Genomic DNA, 15,002 nt, shown 5'->3' with positions numbered 1-15,002 from the left:
TCAAATCCCAGTCCAAGGTTGCGACCAATAGCCGCAAGTATGGCATGGATATAGGATGACGTGTACCTTCAGAACAGAAATGATCTTTAACCCAGGTTTCAAAAGTCTGCGCCAAGGCAACAAATACGTTAAAATGCCGCTTTGATTTAACGATTGTTTAGGGTCATGACAGAATATTTGCTCCTGCTAGTCAGCACCGTTCTGGTGAACAACTTCGTCCTGGTACAGTTTCTTGGTCTCTGCCCGTTTATGGGGGTGTCCGGAAAGCTGGATACTGCTCTGGGCATGGCTTTAGCAACCACCTTTGTCCTGACCCTTTCTTCAGCCCTGAGTCACCTGGTTTATCATGGGCTGTTGCTGCCTTTGGATCTTGAATACCTGCGCACCATCAGCTTCATCATTATGATTGCCGCCGTTGTTCAATTTACTGAAATGCTGGTGCATAAGACTTCCCCCGTACTCCACCAAACTCTAGGCATCTTTCTGCCCCTGATTACCACCAACTGTGCGGTTCTTGGCGTTGCTCTCCTCTCCCTCACCCGGGAGCAAAGTTTTGTTGAAGCCATTGTTTATGGGTTGGGTGCCGGGCTGGGCTTTGCCCTGGTCCTGGTTTGTTTTGCAGCCATGCGTGAGCGCCTGGCTTTGGCTGATGTGCCGGCGCCCTTTCAAGGTGCAGCCGTTGCCATGATGACCGCCGGCCTCATGTCTTTGGCCTTTATGGGCTTTACCGGAATGGTGCAGTTGTAATGCTGGAGCTGCTTGTTAACCAACCGGTTATTGCTGCCATCCTGGCTCTTGCCGGCTTGGCTTTGTTGATTGGCCTGCTACTGGGCTTTGCCCAGGTCCGCTTTCATGTGGAAGGCGACCCTCTAGTTGAAAAAATCGACCACCTCTTGCCCCAAACCCAGTGTGGTCAGTGCGGTCATCCTGGCTGCCGACCCTATGCAGAAGCCATAGCCGCCGGAGAGGAAATCAACAAGTGTCCACCCGGCGGTGAGGCCACCATTCAAGCCCTGGCTGATCTCCTTGGCCGCGAGCCGCTACCCCTGGATGCCGAAGAAGGAGTGACCAGTGATAAGAAGGTTGCCTTTATTCGTGAAGATGAATGTATTGGCTGTACCAAATGCATTCAAGCCTGCCCGGTTGATGCCATTATCGGGGCTCCCAAGCTGATGCACACGGTCATTATTGATGAATGTACCGGCTGTGACCTTTGTGTCGAACCCTGCCCCGTTGATTGTATTGATATGCTGCCCTTAACCAGCGAACCAGGAAACTGGAAATGGCCCCAGCCGCCCGGCCCTCTCAGCAAAAGTCAGGATCGCCTTTTGAATAAGGAGGCTATCCATGACCTTTAATATCCAAAGGGCCAACTACCGGTTTCATGGTGGTATTCATCCACCGGAGTGCAAAGCACTATCCAATCAACAACCCTTGATGATGGCAGGTTTACCTGAGCAGGTTGTTCTTCACCTCGGCCAGCGTTTGGATCGGCTGGCAACACCCGTCGTCAAACCCGGTGATCGTGTCAAAAGAGGCCAGCTACTGGCGACCAGTGAATCTCCCGCCAGTGCTTGTGTGCATGCCAGCATCAGTGGTGAAGTTCTTGCTATAGAGCCTCATCCCTTACCCCATCCTTCAGGGCTTAGCCTTCCCGCGCTGGTACTTGTCTCTGATGGCCTGGATGAGCCTGAAGAGTCAGTCGCTTATCCCGACTGGCCGGAAAGAACAGCTGACGAGTTATTGCCACTGATCTACTCCTCAGGTTTAGCGGGTCTGGGCGGTGCTGTTTTTCCAACTCGAACCAAACTGGCCGGGGCCTTGAGCAAGGGCATCGACACCCTGATTATCAATGCCGCCGAGTGCGAACCCTATATCACTGCGGATGATGTCTTGATGCGCACCCGGCCCCAGGCCATCCTGGAAGGCATAGGACTGCTCAAGAAGTTGCTTCAACCCAAGCAGTTGCTGCTCGGAATCGAAGACAACAAACCCGAAGCCCTGGCCGCATTACAAGAGGCCTTACCGGCTAGTGGCCTGGAAAAAGATCTGCAACTCCTGGTTGTACCCACTCTCTACCCTTCTGGTGGAGAGAAGCAACTGATCCAACTGTTAACGGGTAAAGAAGTACCCAGTGGCGGCCTGCCACTGGATTTAGGTATTCTCTGTCACAATGTTGGCACCCTGGCCGCACTTGCTGATGCCGTGGTTCGGGGTCAACCGCTGATTGAGCGGGTCGTCACCCTCACCGGCCAGGCCTTAGCTCGCCCCGGAAACTTTAGGATTCGTATCGGCACCCCTATGAGCCAACTCCTTGATGAAGCAGGTTTGGATGCCCAAAAAGCTCAAAGGCTGATTATGGGTGGCCCCATGATGGGTTTCACACTGCCCGACACCCAGCTACCCATAACCAAAGCAGTCAACTGTCTTCTGGTACCGACTCAGCAAGAATTGCCTCTACCTGGACCCGAACAACCCTGTATCCGCTGTGGACGCTGTGAAGAAGTCTGTCCAGCTCAGTTGCTGCCCCAACAGCTTTATTACTATGCAGCTGGTCAAGCCTTCGAAAAGGCTGAAGATCAGCAATTATTCGACTGTATTGAGTGTGGTGCCTGCGCCTGGGTTTGCCCCAGCGAAATCCCTCTGGTTCATTACTACCGGTATGCCAAGGATGAAATTCGCCAGCAGCGCGATGCAGCCGAAAAAGCCGAACAGGCCCGCTTGCGGTTTGAAGCCCGCCAGGAACGCCTGGAGCGTGAAGCTGCTGAAAAAGAAGCCAAACGCAAAGCCAGGGCAGCGGCGGCAGCCCAGGCCAATGCTGCAAAAAAACAGGCAGAACAACAAAAGGCCGCTGCCTCGACTCAGGACAAGACGACTTCAACGCCTGACGAGTCGGCTGCCAGCCAGGCAAAAAAACTCAAGCAATTAAAAGTTGCCCGTGCAGCGGCCACAGTTGCGGTTAAAAAAGCAGAAAAAGGGCTAAGCAATCTGGAAAGCTCGGCTGATGCAACCGCCGAACAAATCCAGGAACAGCAAACACGCTTACAGGCCGCCAGGGAACAATTGAAGATCGCAGAAGCCAAGCTTGGCGAAGCAGAAGGAAACTAGCATGTCCTGGATACAGATTTCTTCGCCCCATGCCCATAACCAGGTTACGACTGACCAGGTTATGCGTCAGGTTCTACTGGCCTGTCTACCCGGTATCAGTGCGCTGACCTGGTTTTTTGGCCCTGGCATCCTGATCAATCTGCTATTCACCGTCAGCACGGCTGTAGCCGCAGAAGCCCTGGTGCTTCGCCTGCGTGGCCGTTCTCTGGGTCTTCTTAATGACTATTCAGCAGTGGTTACCGGCGTATTAATCGGGGTTTGTTTACCGGCAACAGCGCCCTGGTGGATTGCTATTCTAGGCAGTCTTTTTGCTATTCTCATGGGCAAGCAGCTCTTTGGTGGTCTGGGTCAAAACCCTTTTAATCCGGCCATGGCTGCCTATGCATTTCTGCTGGTCAGCTTTCCGCTTCAAGTCAGTATCTGGCCTTTTCCAGCACCTCCCTTTAGCGGCAGTGACGCTGGCTGGCTCAACTCTCTAGCCGGTGCTGATGCCTTAACCGGGGCCACAGCTCTGGATGCCTGGCGCAACAAAGGCCTGCTAATGGCAGATGAATTCTGGGCAGATACCTCACGTTTGGCTCCGGCCATGACTCAGGCTTGGGCCAGTGTTGCTCTAGCCTGGCTGCTGGGTGGCCTCTATTTGATCTACCGGCGCCTGATTAACTGGCAACTGCCGGTTGCTTTCCTCAGTACCCTGTTTATTGCCGGTGCTTTTGTCTGGGGATTGGATACCAGTCATCAAGCGCCCCCCTGGCTGCATTTGGCTGCAGGCTCTGCGGTCTTTGCGGCCTTTTTCATCCTCACCGACCCAGTCAGTGGTGCCACCAGCCTTAAAGGCAAAATCTGCTTTGGTATCGGTGCTGGCCTGATCGTTATTGCGATACGCACCTGGGGCACCTACCCGGATGGGGTGGCCTTTTCAGTACTCCTGATGAACTTTGCTGCCCCAGCGTTAGATTATTACACCCGCCCAAGGGTCTATGGTCAGTCACGCGCCAAAAAAGGCCTACAAAGCAAGGAGCCAAAAGCATGAGCAATCAAGCACCCAGCTTGGCGTACAGCCTAAAACGCAGTGTTGTTGGCCTGGTGCTTTTTGCTCTGGTAACCGCTGGTGCTGTTTCCTTAACCCAGGTACTGACGGCGGAGCGGATTAGTCACAATCGCGCCGAAGCAGCAGCCCGCCTGTTATTTGAACTGGCACCACCCCAAGAAGGCTACCAACTCAATATTGATCAACCTCTGCTGCTACTGGCTGCACCCGAACTGGGTCATAGCTCTCCTTTTGCCGCGCATCTCGCCTACCAACAGGAAGAGCCCACCTTGCTGCTGGTTCCAGTGATCGCCCCCGATGGTTATACAGGAAAAATCGAGTTACTGGTTGCACTGCATTTAGACGGCCATATTCAAGGTGTTCGTGTCGCCCATCACCTGGAAACACCCGGCCTGGGCGATAAAATTGAAGTGCAAAAATCTAACTGGATTCATAACTTTGTTGGACGGGATCTGAATAACCCCGAACCCGAAGGCTGGACGGTTAAAAAAGAAGGTGGTGAATTTGATCAATTCACCGGTGCCACCATTACACCTAGAGCTGTTGTCAGGGCCGTTAAACGCAGCCTCATCTGGTACCAGGAAAATCAATATCAGCTTACGCCACAAATAGAAAGGCATGCCCAAGATTCTCTGGAGGATCAGTGATATGAGCCAGCCAACCCTGCCATACCGGCAAATTGCCACCGATGGCCTCTGGAATAACAACCCAGCCCTGGTGCAACTGCTGGGACTCTGTCCACTGCTTGCGGTCACCAATACGTTTGTCAACGCCCTGGGGCTGGGACTGGCAACCTTACTGGTTCTGCTGGGTTCCAATTTATCGGTCTCTCTGGTTCGCCACCATGTACCCTCCAGTGTGCGTCTACCTGCTTTTGTGATGATCATTGCCTCCTTTGTAACCTGCGCTGAACTTCTGATGCAGGCGTTCACCTATGAGCTGTATCAAATTCTGGGGATTTTCATTCCCCTGATCGTCACCAACTGCATGATTCTGGGCCGTGCCGATGCCTTTGCCTCAAAAAATCCACCTCTGCCCGCCCTCTATGATGGCCTGATGGTTTCACTCGGTTTTGGTGGTGTTCTGCTTCTGCTGGGCAGTCTGCGAGAACTTCTCGGCCAAGGCACCCTATTCAGTGGCATGGATTTACTCTTAGGACCTCTGGCTGCTGACTGGAAAATCACCTTTTTTACCGACTTCCAAGTTCTCATTATGCTGCTACCACCAGGTGCCTTTTTTGGAACCGGACTCTTAATTGCTTTGAAAAACCTGATCGACCAGGAGCGCAAAAAACGCGCTCAACCTCAAATAATTGCCAGTGATCAACCCAGCCGACGCGTAAGGATCAGCCAAACGTGAATGCCGAAAAACGTCACCAGATTTTTAGCCGTTTAAGGGAAGCCAACCCCGAGCCAACAACCGAGCTTAACTGGACGACCCCTTTTGAGTTGCTCGCAGCCGTACTCTTATCAGCCCAGGCCACTGATGTTGGTGTCAACAAAGCGACGGCCCGCCTCTTTCCCGTCGCCAATACACCCCAAGCCATTCTTGATTTGGGGCTGGACGAACTGAAGAGTTATATCAAAACCATTGGCCTCTTTAACACCAAGGCTGAAAATCTGCTCAAAACCTGCCGTATCTTGGTGGAAAAGCACGCAGGTGAAGTACCAGCTACGCGTAAGGAACTTGAAGCTCTGCCTGGTGTAGGTCGCAAAACCGCTAATGTGGTGCTCAATACTGCTTTTGGGCAGCCTACCATTGCCGTAGACACCCATATTTTTCGGGTCAGCAACCGTACAGGTATTGCCAAGGGAAAAAATGTTGAGGAAGTTGAACAAAGACTCTTGCGTCTTACTCCTAAAGAGTTCAAACAGGATGCTCACCACTGGCTGATTCTACATGGGCGCTATACCTGCGTAGCCCGCAAGCCCCGCTGCTTAAGTTGTATTATTGAAGATCTATGTGAATTTAAAGAAAAAACTGAGTAAGATGAACAGCAACAAAATTCATCACGCAAAAATACATTTTATGTGAGGTCACCGTGACGCCCCTAGCAACTGCCAGACGCTCCCGTGCTGTTACCACCGAAGAAGTCCTGTTGATCCTCTGCCATTCAGTCACAGAAGTGCTCAGCAATGCAGGCAACAAAGAAGTCTCCTATTCACCCATGGTCCAAAAAATCAACAAAACCTGCTTGCGGCCGGATATCGGTTGCTTTGTGCTTTTCGATGGCGGTTTTTCAGGGCTGGTCATTATTAACTTCACAGCCGATTCGGCCATGGAAATTTATCGCAAATACATGGTCAGCATGGGCATGCCAGCCAACGAACTGGCCCATTACCATACGGCCGATGAAGTAGGTAATGTTATGGGTGAAGTCATGAACCAAATTGTTGGCGATTTCACCAATAAAGTACGCCATCAATTACGGACTTCCATCACCCAAAGCCAACCCAAAATGATGGCGATTAACAAGCAGGTTCAGATTTCAGTCAACACCACTCTGGATCAGCCCCAGTCTCGCCGGGTAACCTTTAGCACGGAAGATAACAATATTTTCTACCTGGAACTCTCCATGGACAAAACCGAATTTATCAAGCTGCATGATTTTGATGAATCCGAGCTGGAAGACCCAGACAGCATCATTGAAGAAAATCGTGAGAAAGAAGAAAAAAAGGTCCGCGACCAACAAGCTGGCAACTCGGACCATGATGACCTGATGAATGATCTAGGCATATAAGTATCTAAGTATCAAAATACAGCCCTTCCCTTGGGAGGGCTGGTCAACAAGCGGTAAAGCCGCTTCAACCCCTCTTCCAACTGACTTCTTTCCGCAGGCGGGCTCACACACAAACGAACCGCCTGAGGAGCCGCCTGAGTCCCCACACAAAAAGGCTCAGCACTCAGCAACCTGACGCCCACCTCTGCGGCGGCACGCACAAACTCACTCGCCCGCCAGCCCTCGGGTAAATGCAACCAAACCACAAAACCATAGGGGTGGCAGGAAAAGTTTTGATCCACAAAGATGTCTGCCAAGAGCTGCTGACGGGCGTGCACCTCCTGCCACTGCCACTCCAATAGACGCTCGGCATCACCTCTCTCTATCCAGGCACAGGTCAAAGCCACCATCAGCGGAGGCGCCATCCAGCAGTGGGCACGCAAACTAGCCATCAAACCCGGCAAAAGATCTTCCGGTGAGGCAATCAAACCCACTCGCAAACCACCGGCTAGAATCTTGGAAGTACTAAACAGGTAAAGTGTTCTTTTCGGAATTAAATCCGCCATACGCGGCAAGCGAAAAGCTTCAGGTAAAAACTGTACGGAATCTTCCAGAATCCAAAAATCATAACGCTCTGCCAGCTCTGCCAATTGCTGGCGGCGGGCAAGCGACATCCGGCAACCGGTAGGATTATTCAGATCCGGCATCACATAAACCGCCTTGGGGCTTTGTTGATGACACAGCCTTTCCAAAGCCTCCATATCCATGCCTTCTGCATCCATAGGAACCCCCTGATGCCTCAGGTGCAGCTGACGTGCAGCCGCTATCGCACCGGGATAGGTAAAACGATCCGACACCAAAAGATCGCCAGGAGCCATCAGCGTTTGCAGCGCAATAAACATAGCATGCTGCCCACCATCGGTTACTACCAGCTGCTCTGAGCGCACCTCAACCCCCATGCGTGCCAACCAGTCTACAAAAACCTGCAGATAGCGCGTTTGGCCCCGCTCAGACTGATAAGCCAAGGCAGCGGCCAGTTGTTCTGGATCTTCGGCCACCTGTTGAAGTGCTTGATAAAAGGTTTTAACTCGTTCAGATGAAGGCACCATCAAACTCAGCGATAAATCAATGCTGCCATCATCACGTCCTTCTTCAAGATGATAAAAGTCTGGTTTTGGGGACAGACTCTTGGATAGCACATAGGTACCACTCCCCACCCTGGCCGCCACCAAACCTCGCCGTTCCGCTTCACTATAGGCGCGAGTCACCGTTCCTGTTGTCACCCCCAGAGCATCGGCCAGCAAACGCTGGGGAGGCAAGCGTTCTTCCTCAGCCAGCTCACCAGCATCAATAGCCGTTTTAATGGCAGTAACCAACGCCTTGTAACGGGGCCCAGGATAAGCCTCCAGATCAGGTAGCCACTGGCAACGAGCACGCGCCTTAGCTTTTAGTGACATTGTCATGGTATCAATATTCCGATTGCAGTTATTTTCTAGCAGGATAACCTAGTATTGAATGCATTCAAAGACGAAACACCTAAAATTGAACCCATACAATTTAAGAGTAAAGAACAATGGAAACTGGATGGAATCTTAACCCTGAAAGCCTCCTACTGCTTGGTGCAGCCCTGGCTTATATGGTCTCCATGACACTAACACCTGGACCCAACAATATTATGTTGACGGCCTCCGGAGCCAACTATGGATTTCGGCGCACCCTACCGCATATTTTTGGAATAGCCGTGGGCTGCCTACTGCTCTTTGTTGCCCTGGCACTGGGATTGGGCAGTGCTTTTATGCACTACCCGATACTGCAAACTGTCTTAAAGGTTCTCGGCAGCGCCTATTTACTTTGGCTAGCCTGGAAAATTGCCACGGCACCACCACCCGTCATTCGTACTGACAACCAGGGCCAGCCCTTGACGCTCGTACAGGCTGCGGCCTTCCAGTTTGCCAACCCCAAGGCATGGATTGTGGGAATTGCCTTAATGGCTGGCTTTCTGCCGGATCAAGGCAACCTACTACTCAATGCGTTATTATTAGCAGGCTTAAGCACCCTGGTAGGCTTGCCCTGCGTTTGTATTTGGGCGGGATTTGGTGTAGCAATCGGTAGAATTTTGAAAAGCGAGAACCACTGGCGCTGGTTCAATCGAGGGATGGGTGGGATTACCGCTGCTTGTGTCCTGGTTATTCTTCAGTAATCAGCAACTGAGTGGCGAATCCAACCTGAGCAAAAACCTCAAGCATTGACTCAGGTGCCAGGCGGATACAACCATGTGAACCAGGCACCCCCAGAGGTTGATCATCGGGGGTGCCATGCAGGTAGATATAACGCCTCTGGCTATCCACCGAACCACCCCGATTAATGCCTTTTTCTTCACCGCAAAGCCACAGAATCCGCCCCAGAATCCAGTCCCTGTGCGGATAAGCTGCATTCAACTCAGGCGTCCAGATTTCACCTGTCAGCCTGCGACCACGAAACACAGCCCGAGCATCCTGACCCGCACCGATACAGGCACGAATGCGGTGCCAGCCGCGGGGCGTACAGCCACTACCCTCCTGCTCACCCAAGCCAGCTTTTCCTGTCGAAACGGGCCAGCTTTGCAAAACCTCTCCACCAGGACTCAGCAAATACAAACGCTGCTCACCGGCACTCACCCACAACCAATTATTGGCTGGGCGGCTAGGAGCCAGGTTCAATTGCTGTTTCAGAAACTGCTTATCCATTTACTGGACCGCCTAAGTGGATTGAAAGGCAGAGGGCATCACTTTTTCAAGCTGCCACAACAAGATGTTATGGCCAGAGCTTACAGGCATGCATTCACGTGCCCTAAAAAGTGGATTGAGAGGCAGAGGCCATCACTTTTTCAGGCTGTCCACAACAGGATGTTGTGGCCAGAGCTTACAGGGATGTATTCACGCGTCTTGAAAAAGTGATGGATTCTGACTAAGTGCCAGTGCCAGTGCCAGTGCCAAGAAGCTTAATCGCTAGCTACCAGCGGCTCAGGAACAGGCGCCTTCAAAGCTGCCGTAACGACTGGCAGCAAACGAGCCACCAGATCCTTGATGCGTGTTTTCTCATCATAATCGTTGTAGGCAATGTCTCTCAAGGCATCCAACGAGGACATGGTGAAAACCACCGAACCCAGCATAAAGTGAATGCGCCAGAAGCGTTCAGCATCCGGCAAATCAGCCGTACAGAGTTTTAGCTGGTTGGTAAAGCGGGTAAAGGTTTGACCGTAGTGTTCCTGAAGATAACGACGCATATGCCCCTGTGCCTGAGTGTAAGCCAAGCCCAACAAGCGCATAAAGACCGACAAACTACCCTTGCTGGCAGGAACGCTAATAGTTGTTTTGGCCAGGACTTCCAGTAATTCTTCCAGAGTCACGCTGCCGCGCTTTTCCAAAGCGGCCAACTCGGCATTGAATTGTTCACAGAAGGGATCAAGATAGCGGGCAAAGACCGCCTGTATCAGGGCTTTCTTGGAACCAAAATGGTAGTTGACTGCAGCCAGATTCACCTTGGCCTTGCCAGTTATCGTGCGCAAAGAGGTTTCAGCAAAGCCCTTTTCAGCAAAAAGGGCTTCAGCAGTATCTAAAATTCGAGTGACGGTATCCGACTGGGCCATGGGTGCTCCTGCGGCAAACAGACAAAGGTTAAAACATACGTTTTAAACATTATCTAGCAAAGCACCCTCCAGGGTCAAGCGCCTTCCAGACGATCACGCCAGCTTTCCACCAAGCTCAGTAAGGCAGGTATCACCACTAAAACCAGCAAGGTAGCTACTGCCAATCCAAAAACAATGGAAACAGCCATGGGTATCAGAAACTGGGCTTGCACCGAGGTTTCAAAAAGCAAAGGAACCAAGCCAACAATTGTAGTGGTCGAAGTGATTAAAACAGCCCGCAAGCGCTGGCAGGCAGCCTCAATGATTGCTTCCTGGCGCTCCAACCCTGTTTTACGCAGTCCCTGATAAAAGCTCACCAGGATGATGGAGTTATTGACCACGATTCCCGTCAGGCCAAAAAGACCAAACAAGGATAGGATAGTGAGTTCGATATTTAATAGCCAGTGACCCAGGGTTGCACCCAGCAAACCAAAGGGAATGATAGCCATCACCACCAAAGGCAATAGATAGCTACCAAACATCCAGGCTAGAACGATAAAAATAGCTGCCAAGGCAAAAACCAAGCCCATGCGCATATCACCCAGGGTTTCTGCCTGATCCACAGCTCGCCCCTGAAAGGACCAGTTGATACCGTGGCGTTCAGCTAATTCAGGCAAGACATCACTGGCCAAACCATCACGTATCTGTCCAGCATTCCCCCGAGCCCGGTCCACTTCAGCGGAGACATGAATGGCCAGGCGCGCATCGGCATGCCGCAGGGTTTCAAAGCCTGGCTGAAAATCGAGGTCAATCACCTGCTCCAAGGGCACCCAACCTTGGCGATCCGGTAGAGGCAAGGACAATTGGCTTAAGGTTGAAGAACGATAGCGCTCGACATCTGGCAAGCGTACTCTGACTTCCACCTCTTCCAAGCCATCCTGATAAAGCTGCACCAAGCTGCCATCGAAAAAACCACGCAACTCAGCTGCCAAGGAACGGGGGGTAAAACCCAGAGCCTGGCCTTCAGGTCGCAAGCGCACCAGCAGTTGCTCCCGACCATAGGGCGTATCATCCTCCACTGCATAGAGGCCGGCAATGTCTTGCATGCGTCCGGCCAATTCCAAAGCAGCAACCTTCAACTCTTCTGCGGTTCCTCCTTCCAGGCGCACGTCCACATCACGACCCGGAGGACCGCCAGTTACCGCTGTGATAACCACTGAATCCAAGCCAGGCGCCTTGGGAAGGCGTTCATTCCAGGCATCCATAAGCTGCTGATTGGTGACTTCGCGTCGATCAGGTGAAACCAACTCCACCAAAATGGAAGCAAACTGGTCGCCACTGGGTGCATTACCATCCTGAGAAAGTTGCTGGCCCAAGCGGGTCACTCGGGTTTGCACGATGCCCTGGCCCAGGTCATCTTCTGCTTCCAGCAGTGCCTGATCCAGATCTTGCATAAAGGCTTCAACTTTGGCCGGTGAAGTACCAGCAACAAAGGCCACATTGGCTCTCAGCGTAGTACCGTCAGGACTGGGGAAAAAGGTGAAGCCGACCCGACCACCGGCCAGCATACCGATTGCCAGAATAAACAGAGCCAAGGCAGAAGCCAGGGTCAGGCCCTTGCGCTCAACAGCAAAACTGACCCAACGCCGGAATCGATGGTCCCGAAAGCTTTCCAGCCCCCGCTCAAAACGGGCACTGATTCCCTTTTTCGAGGCTTCATTCAGCTCAGCAGGATCTACAGCCAGGCCACGTTTGAGTTGATGTGGCAGAATCAGAAAACTAATAATCAAGGTGGCAAGAATCACACAAATCACCACCAGCGGAATCTCAAACATGATATTGCCGATAATGCCGCCGACCAGCATCAACGGCAGGAAGGCAGCCACGGTCGTCAGGGAGGCGGCAATAACCGGGCCCAGCATCCGCCGGGCACCTGTTTCGGCCGCTTCTTCTGCGGAATAGCCCTGACCACGCAGGGTATAAGCATGCTCGGAAACCACGATGGCATTATCCACGATGATGCCCAAGGCCATAATAAAGCCGAACAAAGACATCATGTTGATACTGCCCCCAAACAACCAAAGGGCTACAAAAGCCGTGGTAAAAGCAATGGGAATTCCCAGCGCCACCCTTAAAGCCAAACGCCCACTTAAAAACAGGAAGAGAATTGCCAGAACCAGCAGGAGACCACCAGCACCATTTTTCAGCAGCAGCTTAATCCGCTCGTCAATCAGTTCCCAAAGCTGGTCATAGACTTCCAACTCTATATTGGGTGGCTTGCTTGCCTGAGTCTGCTTCAGCCAATCATTAAAAAGACGGGCAGCCGCCAAGGCATCGGTGGACTCGGTTCGCTGCAACCAAAGCTCCACAGCGGGTTTACCCTGATAGCGAATCTGAACCTGGCCATCTCGGGCACGTTTATTGATTTCAGCAAATTCACCCAGTTGTAAGAGCCCACGTTCATTGTTGGCAGCTATCGGCAGCTGGGCAAAAGCCCTTTCATCACGGGCCTGTTCAAGAATTCGCAGTTGACGGCCACCCTGGTCACGCCCAACCTGACCCGCAGGCTGATCCTGAGTAAAAGCTGCCAACTGCTCAGCCAGCTGATTAGGCGTCAAGGCTAAAGCCATCAAGTTAGCCAGAGGCACTTCAATCGCCATTTCTTCTTGGGGAAGGCCCGCAAAATCAACCCGCTCTATCCCCAGATCCAAAAGCTCCTGCTCATACTGACGGGCCAGGCTACGCATTTCATCCGCATCATCCAAACCCGTTACCAGCAAACGGGCGATGGGTTCATAGCGCACGATACGGCTCACTATCGGGGTTTCAGCTGCTTCGGGCAGGTTGCGCAGCTGAGCAACCCGGTCTTCGACCTGGGCCAAAGCCTGGGTCATATCCGTGCCGTCGCGAAACTCCAGAGTGATGGCAGAAATTCCCAGTGACGAGGTCGAAGTCATCGACTTCAAGCCATCAACACTGCGCAGTTCATTTTCCAAAGGCAGGGTTACCCCTGTTTCCACATCCTCAGCACTTGCTCCTGTCCAGACCACCCGAACACTAACAATATCCAAGGAAAAATTAGGGAAGAACTGGGTATTGAGCTTATTCAGTGCCCAAAAACCCGATAAAAGCATCAGCACCACCAGCAAGCTGCTGGCCAGACGATGACGAAGAAAGAGCCCGATCAAGCCGCCCTGATCTTTCATTCCACCGCCTCCACCAAAAGGCCTGTCATGGCATTAGGCAGGCGATTAGTCATGACTCTATCGCCTGAAGTCAACTCCTCAGAACGCACCAAAACACCCGGCTGCCCATCCACTAGCAGTTGTCCCAAGGCTTCAACATTCAAGCCTTCAAGGCGCTCATCAAGGACTCGGTAAACCCGGTTACGCCCTTGAACGGCATCAGCCGGAAGCCAGTAAACCCCTTTTTCAACGGGTAAAGCCAGGTTGGCATCAATAAAACGTCCCAAGGCCAGTCCTTCAGGGTCTCCTTCTAAAAGGCTGAACACAGCTTTAATACCCGCTGTATCCTGAGTTCGACCGGCCAGCTCCTGAAGTTCAAATATCAAAGTCTGCCCATCGACCTGGGTTTCCGCTTTGAGAGTCAGCCCCTGATCCAGCGCTGAGCGTAAAGTGGCCAGACGGGAAACAGGTAAACGTGCCAGCAACTCCACCTGTTCAGGTACAAAAACACTGACCAAAGGCTCATTGGCAGCAACCCGATCACCCCGGCTGACTTGAATTTCCTGCACCCGCAAATCGACCGGGGCCTTCAAGCGGGTTGCCTCTAAATCCCGTCTTGCCATAGCCAACTGAGTTTCAGCTCTTTGCAAATTACTCTTCAATTGCTGTTGCCGGGAGGTAAACTGCTCAATAGCTAGCTCCCGGTTAATGACTGCCAAACGCTGCTGGGCCAAAGCCAGCTGAGCCTCATCGACTTCACGCTGAGAGGCGCGATTAGTCGCCAGCAACTGACGCAGACGCTCATATTGTCGTTCAGTCAGCAGCAACATGGCTTCTTCCTGATCCAGAGCCTGACGATCGACCCGGTGTTGACTCTGCAGCTGTTCCAGTTGAGCACTAATATCAGCCATTTCGGCTTCACGCTGCTGGTAGAGAGCGCGGGCATCCAGGTCATCCAGGGTAATCAGTAAATCCCCTTCAGCTACCCGCTGACCTTCACGAACGTGAATCTCCTGAACATCCCCAGCCGCTCTGGCTCTCAGCTGGGCATCGGTATTACTGGTTAGCTCGCCAAACACACGCAGGCTGGGCGCATAATCACCAGCCTGAATCTCAACCACTGTGATTGGCCAACGTCTTTCTTCATCGCCTGCAGCCGGCGGCTCAGGCCGGGTCATACGCAGGAGAACAAAACCCAGCAGGGCTAGCAAAATAATCAAGAAAGGCAAAAAGCGTTTCAGCAAGGCAGGCATATATCAGAGATCCCTGATCTATTTTTTGGAACCAGAAGTCTAATTCACTTGCCGATAAAAATACAGCAGAGCCAAGAGT

Annotated in this window: 14 protein-coding genes; 9 read left to right on the top strand and 5 right to left on the bottom strand. The window is 52.3% G+C overall.

Features of this window, described 5'->3' with window-relative positions; translation table 11 throughout:
- The first annotated feature begins 165 nt into the window (after positions 1–165).
- The 8 genes from rsxA to BM185_RS02305 are packed head-to-tail and all read left to right on the top strand — an operon-like array spanning position 166 to position 6,899.
- Positions 166–747 carry an electron transport complex subunit RsxA gene (rsxA, locus tag BM185_RS02340; protein ID WP_091958658.1) on the top strand — a complete coding sequence of 194 codons (582 nt, stop codon included), beginning with the start codon at positions 166–168 and terminating at the stop codon, positions 745–747.
- Complete coding sequence (gene rsxB / locus BM185_RS02335) at positions 747–1,358, top strand: electron transport complex subunit RsxB (RefSeq protein ID WP_177203443.1); 612 nt, start codon at positions 747–749, stop codon at positions 1,356–1,358. The genes rsxA and rsxB overlap by 1 nt, the downstream gene beginning before the upstream one ends.
- Positions 1,348–3,108: an electron transport complex subunit RsxC gene (gene rsxC / locus BM185_RS02330; RefSeq protein ID WP_091958655.1), complete on the top strand. Its 1,761-nt coding sequence runs from the start codon at positions 1,348–1,350 to the stop codon at positions 3,106–3,108. The genes rsxB and rsxC overlap by 11 nt, the downstream gene beginning before the upstream one ends.
- A gap of 1 nt (position 3,109) precedes the next feature.
- The gene (locus tag BM185_RS02325) at positions 3,110–4,141 is read left to right on the top strand and encodes an RnfABCDGE type electron transport complex subunit D (RefSeq protein ID WP_091958652.1); all 1,032 of its coding nucleotides are present in this window, start codon (positions 3,110–3,112) and stop codon (positions 4,139–4,141) included.
- Positions 4,138–4,806 (top strand): electron transport complex subunit RsxG, encoded by a 669-nt coding sequence (gene rsxG, locus BM185_RS02320; RefSeq protein WP_091958650.1) that lies wholly within the window; start codon positions 4,138–4,140, stop codon positions 4,804–4,806. Before BM185_RS02325 ends, rsxG begins: the two co-directional genes overlap by 4 nt.
- A 1-nt stretch (position 4,807) precedes the next feature.
- Positions 4,808–5,518 carry an electron transport complex subunit E gene (locus BM185_RS02315; RefSeq protein ID WP_091958647.1) on the top strand — a complete coding sequence of 237 codons (711 nt, stop codon included), beginning with the start codon at positions 4,808–4,810 and terminating at the stop codon, positions 5,516–5,518.
- Positions 5,515–6,147, top strand: a complete 633-nt coding sequence (gene nth / locus BM185_RS02310) for an endonuclease III (RefSeq protein WP_091958644.1) — start codon at positions 5,515–5,517, stop codon at positions 6,145–6,147. The genes BM185_RS02315 and nth overlap by 4 nt, the downstream gene beginning before the upstream one ends.
- Before the next feature lie 53 nt (positions 6,148–6,200).
- Positions 6,201–6,899: a DUF3334 family protein gene (locus tag BM185_RS02305; RefSeq protein ID WP_091958642.1), complete on the top strand. Its 699-nt coding sequence runs from the start codon at positions 6,201–6,203 to the stop codon at positions 6,897–6,899.
- 11 nt (positions 6,900–6,910) lie between these two features.
- Here BM185_RS02305 and BM185_RS02300 read toward each other — a convergent pair whose 3' ends face one another.
- Positions 6,911–8,341 (bottom strand): aminotransferase-like domain-containing protein, encoded by a 1,431-nt coding sequence (locus BM185_RS02300; protein ID WP_091958638.1) that lies wholly within the window; start codon positions 8,339–8,341, stop codon positions 6,911–6,913.
- Positions 8,342–8,451: 110 nt separating this feature from the next.
- Between BM185_RS02300 and BM185_RS02295 the strand changes: the two genes are divergently transcribed.
- Positions 8,452–9,078, top strand: coding sequence for a LysE family translocator (locus BM185_RS02295; protein WP_091958635.1), 627 nt, complete (start codon positions 8,452–8,454; stop codon positions 9,076–9,078).
- Here the strand turns inward: BM185_RS02295 and BM185_RS02290 are convergent.
- The 4 genes from BM185_RS02290 to BM185_RS02275 form a co-directional block, all read right to left on the bottom strand.
- Positions 9,065–9,604 carry a L,D-transpeptidase gene (locus BM185_RS02290; RefSeq protein ID WP_091958634.1) on the bottom strand — a complete coding sequence of 180 codons (540 nt, stop codon included), beginning with the start codon at positions 9,602–9,604 and terminating at the stop codon, positions 9,065–9,067. The genes BM185_RS02295 and BM185_RS02290 overlap by 14 nt on opposite strands.
- 254 nt (positions 9,605–9,858) lie before the next feature.
- Positions 9,859–10,506, bottom strand: a complete 648-nt coding sequence (locus BM185_RS02285; protein WP_091958630.1) for a TetR/AcrR family transcriptional regulator — start codon at positions 10,504–10,506, stop codon at positions 9,859–9,861.
- A 74-nt stretch (positions 10,507–10,580) separates the two neighbouring features.
- Complete coding sequence (locus tag BM185_RS02280; protein ID WP_091958627.1) at positions 10,581–13,691, bottom strand: efflux RND transporter permease subunit; 3,111 nt, start codon at positions 13,689–13,691, stop codon at positions 10,581–10,583.
- Positions 13,688–14,923, bottom strand: a complete 1,236-nt coding sequence (locus BM185_RS02275; protein ID WP_091958623.1) for an efflux RND transporter periplasmic adaptor subunit — start codon at positions 14,921–14,923, stop codon at positions 13,688–13,690. Before BM185_RS02275 ends, BM185_RS02280 begins: the two co-directional genes overlap by 4 nt.
- Positions 14,924–15,002: the final 79 nt, after the last annotated feature.

It is taken from the genome of Marinospirillum celere (genome assembly GCF_900112235.1).
GTDB lineage: Bacteria > Pseudomonadota > Gammaproteobacteria > Pseudomonadales > Halomonadaceae > Marinospirillum > Marinospirillum celere.
This window is presented reverse-complemented; position numbering and strand designations above follow the sequence as displayed.